The organism is Pseudosulfitobacter pseudonitzschiae (assembly GCF_900129395.1).
GTDB classification, from domain to species: domain Bacteria; phylum Pseudomonadota; class Alphaproteobacteria; order Rhodobacterales; family Rhodobacteraceae; genus Pseudosulfitobacter; species Pseudosulfitobacter pseudonitzschiae.
The window spans coordinates 1-4,180 of record NZ_FQVP01000026.1; the positions used below are offsets into that span (position 1 = coordinate 1).

The 4,180-nt window shown below is 59.4% G+C and carries 4 protein-coding genes and 1 pseudogene; 3 read left to right on the plus strand and 2 right to left on the minus strand.

Features of this window, described 5'->3' with window-relative positions; genetic code table 11:
• Nucleotides 1–272, plus strand: a pseudogene (locus tag BUC08_RS24035) (TniB family NTP-binding protein); the annotation flags it as partial.
• Nucleotides 269–1,060 carry a TniQ family protein gene (locus BUC08_RS24040; RefSeq protein ID WP_037932134.1) on the plus strand — a complete coding sequence of 264 codons (792 nt, stop codon included), beginning with the start codon at nt 269–271 and terminating at the stop codon, nt 1,058–1,060. The pseudogene BUC08_RS24035 and the gene BUC08_RS24040, both read left to right, overlap by 4 nt.
• A gap of 194 nt (nt 1,061–1,254) precedes the next feature.
• Here BUC08_RS24040 and BUC08_RS24045 read toward each other — a convergent pair whose 3' ends face one another.
• Nucleotides 1,255–2,574, minus strand: coding sequence for an MFS transporter (locus BUC08_RS24045; RefSeq protein WP_073194631.1), 1,320 nt, complete (start codon nt 2,572–2,574; stop codon nt 1,255–1,257).
• 8 nt (nt 2,575–2,582) lie between these two features.
• A complete protein-coding gene (locus tag BUC08_RS24050) occupies nt 2,583–2,843 on the minus strand; it encodes a metal-sensing transcriptional repressor (protein WP_007120627.1) in 261 nt (86 codons plus the stop codon).
• A 509-nt stretch (nt 2,844–3,352) separates the two neighbouring features.
• Between BUC08_RS24050 and BUC08_RS24055 the strand changes: the two genes are divergently transcribed.
• Entirely contained in the window at nt 3,353–4,081 is a 729-nt protein-coding gene (locus BUC08_RS24055; RefSeq protein WP_067293076.1) for a HupE/UreJ family protein, read from the plus strand.
• The last annotated feature ends 99 nt before the right edge of the window (nt 4,082–4,180 follow it).

Genomic DNA, 4,180 nt, shown 5'->3' on the forward strand with positions numbered 1-4,180 from the left:
GCGACGATGCCGAGTTCTCGGACATGATCCAGACACTCATCGCGGCAATGCCCCTCGAGAAGAAATCCAATCTGAAGGTCAAGTCACTCAAGCAGATACTTGCGCTGACCGGTGGGGTGACCTCGCGCATCTTCGCGCTGATCAAGGATCTTTCCATCGACGCCATTGTCACAGGTGATGAATGCATCGCCGATGACGCAATCGCAAAATGGACCCCGGTTTGGTCGCGCCATGCGAACGCCCATCGGCGGCTTGAGATGACCGGGCTGTGAAGCCGCGTTCGCTGCCCAAGACTGTCGCGCCGCTGCCAGACGAGTTGTTGTCAGGTTGGCTGTCCCGGCTGGCTGCGGCCAACTACTGCAATGACGCGGAACTGCTGGCTCATATCGAAATCGATACCACGCATGGAACCGCCTTGGACTTCAGCATCGACGCGGCTGCGGCAGAGAAGATTGGCAATGCCGCACGGGTCGCCCCAGATGTCGTGCGATCTTTGGCCTTTCCGGCGATGACGCCACGAGAAGCCTCGCTGACGGCCCAGATGCCATTCCAGCATTGTCTGCAATGCTCCCGAGAGGGCCTTTCGCTCAGGCATTGGAGGCGGGCCTGGGCATTCGACTGTCAAGTTTGCGGGACGAGACTTGTGCAGACACTTGGTAAAACAGGTGACGAACAATTACCCGACAAACTGATTTACCGAGCGCGCCGCGGGGCAGGGATGCTTGAGTGCGCCGCGCGATCTCGAAGCCCCAAGCAACTTCGGCGCGCAATGCGCGCGGTCACCTTTTCCATGTCACTTAAGGGCTGCCACGGGGAGCCGTTGTTCGCTCTTCAAAGCCACAGACCAGAAGTGAGGCTGTTTTGCCTTGCCGCAATCGCCGCCGCGCGATCTCATCCCTTGGCTAAGGCAGCCATCGTCAGCTTCGCCATAGACGACTTTGCCAGGGTTGCTCTCTTACGCGCCTTCGAGAAGGAGCATCGATTGCTAGCCGCGGTCGATCACATCGCGCAAAGGCGCGCGAGAAGCAAAGTCCCCATGACAGCCGAATCTCGCAATTAAGGGCAAAACTCGATGCCGAAAGCGTCTCGTCTCAGATTTAAGGGCAACGCGACAGCTAGAGTCAACGCCTCTGTCCGCCAAACTTGCAGAGAATTCGCGCATCTAGCCCAGTTTGACGAATGTTGCTCGAAGCACGAATGTCCGCACAGATGAAAACGAACCGCCCGTGTCCAGTCTTCGTCTCTTGCTGCGATTTATAAATGCGTGGCCCAGCGAGGATGGCTCTCGTCAATGATCAAGGCATGGCTGTGCCTGCGATGTCCCCTTAGGTGGGGATGGTCGAGTGGCAAATTTTTGTGGGTGTGCTCAAGCTCAACGGGATCGCCGGACGGCCAGAGTTTCAGCGCTGCGAGCATACCGAAGGCGGCGATGAGGGCCAGTCCGATCAGTGCGGGAACGACACCATAGACCGTCAGCAGCCATCCCGACAGCGGATAGGTCACAAGCCAGCAGGCGTGGGACAGCGCGAATTGCGCCGCGAAGAGTGCCGGGCGGTCCCCGGCGTGGGCGGAACGGCGCAGCAACCGGCCCGAGGGGGTGAGAACGGTGGAATACCCCAACCCCACTAGCAGCCAGGCTGTCAGAAGGATGGACCAGCCAAGGCCTGCTCCAAGGACCGTCAACGCCAGACCGACCAGAGTAGCCACCATCAGCGCGGCTCCGCCGAACATAACGGGCCGGTCCGGCAACACATCGAGAACACGCGGCAGGACCAGCGCGGCGATCATCGACCCTGCGCCGAAGGCGAACATCGTCCAGGCCAGAGCACTTTCCGAAAGGCCGAGCGAGCCGCGCACAAGAACGACGGTATTGACCAGCACCATCGCACCTGCCGCCGCCGCCGCGAGGTTCAATGCCAAGAGCCCGCGCAAGCGCGGCGTGGCCAGATAGATGCGGATGCCGCGCGTTGTGCGGTCATAGACACCGCGCGGCTCGGATGGGCGGGGACTCGGCAGCACGATCGAAGCAACCAGAAGGGCCGATGCGGCGAAACCGAGGACCGTTCCGAGGAAAAGTGAATTGTAGGACATCACCGCGAGCAGAAGGGCCGCCAGCGTCGGGCTGACGATGTTTTCCAGATCGTAGGCCAGCCGCGACAGCGACAGCGCGCGGGTATAGCGCGCCTCTTCGGGCAGAACGTCCGGGATCGTGGCCTGAAAGGTCGGCGTGAAGGCGGCGGAAGCCGATTGAAGAAGGAAGATCAGGACGTAGACCTGCCAGACCTCGGTCACGAAGGGCAGTGCGAGGGCGACACCGGCACGCACCAGATCGAGCGTCACCAATAACGCGCGGCGCGGCACCCGGTCTGCGAAAGCCCCTGCAATGGGCGCGATGCCCACATAAGCAACCATCTTGATGGTGAAGACTGTGCCGAGGACCAGCGCCGCCCCGTCGCCCGAAAGATCAAAGGCGAGCAGGCCGAGTGCGACTGTGGCGAGTCCGGTACCCAGAAGGGCTACGACTTGCGCCAGAAAGAGGTGCCGATAAGTGCGGTCGGAGAGAATATCGAGCATGGTCGGCCTCAGAGATATCGGGCGATCGCCCGCAACTCTGCGCGATCAGTTTCAGAACTTTCAACGTCAATACAATGGTCCATGTGATCATGGATCAGCGCACGCTTGGCGTTCGTCACGGCCTTTTCGACCGCTTGCATCTGCTGAGCAATCTCCAGACAGGGTTTGCCCGCCTCGATCATTTCGATCACGGCGCGCAAATGGCCGTCAGCGCGTTTCAGCCGGGCGACAAGGGCGGGATGGGTTGCATGGACTGGATGTTTTGTCATAAAGTAGTTCTATCCCCCCCGGGAGGATAGAACAAGATGGTGCCACGACGCACCACGCTAGAGACGGGCAGACGGGCAGACGGGCAGAACCTATGGAAACCTTGAGGACAGTTGTAAACGCCGCGTTTGCGACACTCTTATGTTTAGCCGTACTTCTCTGGTCTGTGGTGCCCGCAACCTCGCACGCGCCCTCAGTCTTCAGCGTCCTCCAAGAGCACGCAGAAATGATTGCTGAGCACGGTCATTCGCATGGACTGGAAGAAGACCTTGCCTGGGCCATGCATGGACACAACCATGACAGCGTCGATCACGATCACAGTCAGGCGGTTGTGCCTGGCCCCGACCGATCGCCGCACCCGCTCGATATTTACAGAGCCGCATGGCCTTTGAGGTCGGCCACGTCGAACACCTTACAGACATACCAAATCGAACGACCTCCGCGCGTCTGACCGACTGCGTGCCAACAGCGCGCTGCATTCGATCATCAACACATATGCGGAGTCAAATCCATGAATATAGTCCACCGGGGCTGGACCGATCCCGGCATACGCCGGATCGTGATCCTGTCCTTAATAACGCTGTCGGCACTCGTTCTGAGTGCAAGCCACGCGTTTGCCCACAATGTCACCGAAGGTGACGCGGGCTACATCCAAGAAATCTGGGGGATCAACATCATTCCCTTCATGTATCTCGGCGCCAAACACATGGTGACGGGATACGACCACATCCTGTTCCTGCTCGGCGTCGTCTTCTTCCTCTACAAGATGAAGGATGTCGGCGTCTACGTCAGCCTCTTCGCCCTCGGGCACTCGTCCACTATGCTGGCCGGTGTCTGGTTCGGCTGGGGCATCAACGCCTACATCATCGACGCGATCATCGGCCTTTCGGTCGTCTACAAGGCGCTCGACAATCTCGGGGCGTATCAGCGCTGGTTCGGGTTCCAGCCGAACACTAAGGCCGCAACGTTGATCTTCGGCTTTTTCCACGGCACGGGCCTGGCCACGAAAATCCTAGAGTATGAAATCGCTTCGGACGGGCTGCTGGCCAATCTTCTGGCGTTCAACGTGGGCGTCGAGCTTGGCCAGATCATGGCGCTTGCCGTGATCCTCATCGTCATGGGATTCTGGCGGAAATCCCCAAACTTCTTCCGCCAAGCCTACACCGCCAACGTCGTCATGATGTCCATGGGATTCATCCTCATGGGCCTGCAAATCACCGGCTACTTCGTAGCCACCTGAGAAGTTAGGAGACCAAAATGTTTAACGCAAAAAAACCGAGCCTTGATGAGCTTCCCAGCTCCGCGCAGCTTATCCGTTCCACTGCCATTGCGGCGGCCA

Coding starts and splice junctions, on each gene's coding strand:
- BUC08_RS24045 (WP_073194631.1), bottom strand. CDS start 2,574: ATGCTCGATATTCTCTCCGACCGCACTTATCGGCACCTCTTTCTGGCG.
- BUC08_RS24055 (WP_067293076.1), top strand. CDS start 3,353: ATGAATATAGTCCACCGGGGCTGGACCGATCCCGGCATACGCCGGATC.
- BUC08_RS24050 (WP_007120627.1), bottom strand. CDS start 2,843: ATGACAAAACATCCAGTCCATGCAACCCATCCCGCCCTTGTCGCCCGG.